General features: G+C 42.7%; 3 protein-coding genes and 1 pseudogene. All 4 read left to right on the top strand.

Going from position 1 to position 4323, the window contains the following annotated elements:
• Positions 1–337 (top strand): ParA family protein (locus B4K20_RS15825; RefSeq protein WP_414683394.1); only part of this gene is annotated, 337 nt, incomplete at its 5' end.
• Entirely contained in the window at positions 324–3092 is a 2769-nt protein-coding gene (locus B4K20_RS15830) for a methyl-accepting chemotaxis protein (RefSeq protein WP_289283657.1), read from the top strand. The genes B4K20_RS15825 and B4K20_RS15830, both read left to right, overlap by 14 nt.
• Positions 3077–3973 carry a CheR family methyltransferase gene (locus tag B4K20_RS15835; RefSeq protein WP_286305581.1) on the top strand — a complete coding sequence of 299 codons (897 nt, stop codon included), beginning with the start codon at positions 3077–3079 and terminating at the stop codon, positions 3971–3973. The genes B4K20_RS15830 and B4K20_RS15835 overlap by 16 nt, the downstream gene beginning before the upstream one ends.
• Positions 3970–4323, top strand: a pseudogene (locus tag B4K20_RS15840) (chemoreceptor glutamine deamidase CheD); the annotation flags it as partial. The gene B4K20_RS15835 and the pseudogene B4K20_RS15840, both read left to right, overlap by 4 nt.

Genomic DNA, 4323 nt, shown 5'->3' on the forward strand with positions numbered 1-4323 from the left:
CGTATCTGGAGACTATCTGTCATTACAAGGCCTATCACGCATGATGCAGATCCTTAAACGTTCAGAAGAAATCTCTGGGCACCGTATTCGATTATGGCTGGTATCAACGCGGATGCAGTTACGTAGAAAACTCACAGCAGAAGTGCGTAAACGCGTACTGAAATATTTTCCTAGTAGAGTGCTATTCACACCTATTCGTGAAAACGTGGCGTTAGCAGAATGCCCTAGCTTTGGTAAAACTATTTTCGACTATCGGAAAAAGAGCTCCGGTGCAGAAGACTATTTTTCTTTGGCTAGCGATGTCTTAGAGAGGAGAGTGGCTGATGGCCAAGAGTAAAAATGTAATGGGCAACGATCCTCTTGCCTGGTTGACTGCAGATAATCAACCCCCGACACAATCAACGAACAGATCTGCTGATACATCATCATTACCAGAAGACGCTATGGCTGAAGTGTCATTACCGCCTAAAACGAATATCGAGCTGGTAGAAGAGAGCTTCATTCCTATTGCCGCTCGTGGTGAATATGTCGTTGCCGACTTTTACACGTTGCTTTTTCAACAGCACCCGGAGCTAAAAGGCTTGTTTAAAAGTGTCTCGCAGCAAGGGCAACAGAAAAAATTATTAGCTGCTTTAGTGTTATTGGTACAAAACCTGCGTCACCCAGCCTTACTAGATAGTTATTTGACTGAATTAGGTGAACGTCACATTTCATATGGCGTGAAAGAGCCAGATTATCAGGCTGTCAAAAGTTGCTTGTTAAAGGTGCTGGAAAAATATGCTGAGTCATCATGGTCAGAACCTGTTGCATCAGCATGGAACGAAACATTAGATAACGTTATTAAAAAAATGACGACGGGAGCATATCCCATGGAGGAGAGAGACATGGCTGTTAATGAAAAGGCAGATAAAGACATCTTAAATAGAGCCAACGCACTTGATAATGCGGTCACGGCGGTAATGATGATTGATAGAGACTTCACTATTACATATGCCAATCAATCAACATTAAATATGTTGGGAGAGCATGAAGAGACGTTAAGAAGAATCTACCCTGGATTTTCCATAAAAGGATTGGTCGGAAGTAATATTGATATGTTCCATAAAAATCCTGCTCATCAAAGGCAAATGCTCAGTAATCCCGATAATTTACCTCATCAAGCAGACATCAAAGTCGGTCCACTTGCCTTTCGTCTAAATGTAACAGCCATGTTGGATGAAGAGGATAGCTATATCGGCAATATGCTTGAATGGCACAATGTCACTGAAGAAAAACTTCGTAATGCTGATATTCATGGTCAATTTGATGCCATCAACAAAGTGATGGGAGTGATTAGTTTTGAAATGGATGGCACCATCATTGATGTAAATGAAAACTTTCTCAAAGTGGTGGGCTATAGTCGTGAAGATGTCATCGGTAAGCATCATCGAATGTTTGCCACATCTGAGCTAGCTCAAAGTGCTGAGTATGCTGAATTCTGGGCAAAACTCAATCGTGGTGAGTTTGATAGTGGTGAATACAAACGAATTGCCAATGGTGGCAAGGAAATCTGGTTACAAGCCAGCTACAATCCTATTCTTGATATGAATGGTAAACCATTCAAAGTGGTGAAATTTGCCACAGATATTACTGAAACAAAATTACAACGTGCCAATTTCGAAGGTCAAATTTCTGCTATTAACAAGGCGATGGGTGTGATCAGTTTCAATATGGATGGCACCATTCGCAGTGTGAATGATAATTTCCTTAATGTTGTGGGGTATCAACGAGAGGAAGTTATAGGCAAGCATCACCGTATGTTTGCTACACCTGCACTGGCACAGAGTGTTGAATACACAGAGTTTTGGGCAAAACTAAACCGGGGTGAGTTTGATTCTGGTGAGTATCAGCGCGTTGGTAAAGATGGCAAAGATATTTGGTTACAGGCCAGTTACAATCCGATTTTTGACCTGAACGGTAAGCCCTATAAAGTGGTGAAATACGCTTCAGATATCACTGAAGAGAAACATTTACAGTTTGACGTTCAGAAGGCCTTATCAGCGACATCCATGGTTATGAATGCATTGGCGCAAGGTGACCTCACTAAGCTAATGGATGGTGAGTTTGAAGGAGAGTTCGCACTGCTTCAACAAGCGGTCAATGGTTCAATCAGCAAAATTTCAACGATTGTGCAAGACATTATCGAAGCATCGATCAGTATTTCTTCCGCGGCGAGTGAAATTTCCCAAGGCAATACGGATCTAAGTCAGCGAACAGAAGAGCAAGCGTCGTCATTACAAGAAACAGCGGCGAGTATGGAAGAGCTCACCAGCACAGTCAGACAAAATTCCGACAATGCTCGTCAGGCTAATCAACTTGCTGTAGACGCCAGAAGTAAAGCTGAAAAAGGTGGCAATGTCATCCAGGAAGCGATTCAGGCCATGGCTGCCATCAGTACTTCCAGTAAGCGTGTAGCAGACATCATTGGCGTGATTGATGAGATTGCGTTTCAGACTAACTTGTTGGCACTCAATGCGGCTGTGGAAGCCGCTCGCGCTGGAGAGCAAGGCCGAGGTTTTGCCGTAGTGGCTTCTGAAGTCCGTAATTTAGCACAACGATCTGCTGCTGCTGCCAAAGAGATAAAAGAGCTCATTAATGATAGTGGTGAGAAAGTAAGAGAGGGCTCTACTCTTGTAAATGAATCAGGGAAGACATTGGAAGAAATTGTTGAAGGTGCAAAAAAAGTCGGCGATATTATCTCTGAAATCGCGGCAGCAGGTACTGAACAGACATCGGGTATTGAGCAAGTCAACCAGGCTGTGACACAAATGGATGAAATGACACAGCAAAATGCTGCACTAGTGGAGCAAGCAGCAGCGGCGAGCGAATCTCTAGATGAACAAGGCAAGCATCTGGAAGAAATGATGCAATTTTTCACAACAAATGCTACTGAACAGCATACACCGCGCCAGGTTACGACGCCTAAAGCCTCTACTTCTCATGTAAAACGCCAAATAGCGACTCATGCTAAGACTCCTCCTCAGCCATCATTACCAACAAAAAGGCAGGTAATGACTAAAGAGCAGGAAAGTGATGAATGGGAAGAGTTCTAGCCCATTCATCAATTAATCCTTCCAATGAGAAAGACTGTTTTATGGATAAAGCGGCACGAGAATTTGAGTTCTCAGATAAACATTTTGCTCGAATAAGTAGCTTCGTCACAGCGCAGACAGGCATCCTGCTGCCTGCGGCAAAAAAAGATATGGTTTATAGCCGCTTATCTAAACATGTTCGTAGAAACTATGGTGGGAGTTTTGACGCATTTTGTCTGGCAGTTGATAACGGTGACCCTGACACCATTGAGTTATTAATCAATGCCATCACAACGAATTTAACCGCCTTTTTTCGTGAAAAACATCATTTTGATTATTTGAAACAACATGTACTTCCTGAACTGTTGATTAAAAATCAGGCGACTAAAAAAATACGAATATGGTCAGCGGGTTGTTCCACTGGTGAGGAACCATATAGCTTGGCTATCTGCTTACATCAGTTTTTTAAAGGACACCCTGGTTGGGATGTCAAAGTACTGGCGACAGATTTAGATGCGAACGTACTAGAACAAGCTGCTTCCGGGATTTACACCATTGAGCGGGTAAGTCAATTTTCAGAGGACGAGAAACATGCTTGGTTCTCACGTGGAAAAGCTGAAAATAATGGGCTGGTTAAAGTGAAGTCTTTTTTAAAAGAGTTTATCTCCTTCAGGCGCCTTAACCTTTTACACCCTTTCCCAATGAAAGGAACGTTTGATGTGATTTTCTGCCGAAACGTCATTATCTATTTTGATAAAACAACGCAGGTTGGTCTTTTTCATCGTTTCGCTGAAAAAATGTTACCTGGTGGATATCTCTTTATCGGTCACTCAGAAACCTTATTCAATATCAGTAACCAGTTTGTTTCTGATGGCAATACGATATATCGGCGTATTACATGATGGCATTAAAAACGGATATGCCTCAGGCATTAGCTGGATTTGAAAATATAAACCGTTATTGGGATAACTCTCGCCAAGCCTGGGTGGCGAAAATTTTGCCTGGTGAAATTTATGTTAATCGTGGTGCGAAAGAACTGATTGCGACCACACTGGGATCGTGCGTTGCAGCCTGTATTCGTGATCCTGTGGCTGGTATCGCTGGCATGAATCACTTTATGTTGCCCTGTGAAGGCGATGGTACGAGTGAGTGTTGGAAAAAATTAGGGACGCGATATGGTAGCTATGCTATGGAAGCATTGATTAACGAAATTCTAAAGGCGGGCGGTACGCGTAAAAACCTGGAAATGAAA

It is taken from the genome of Methylophaga sp. UBA5088 (genome assembly GCF_002414625.1).
GTDB lineage: Bacteria > Pseudomonadota > Gammaproteobacteria > Nitrosococcales > Methylophagaceae > Methylophaga > Methylophaga marina.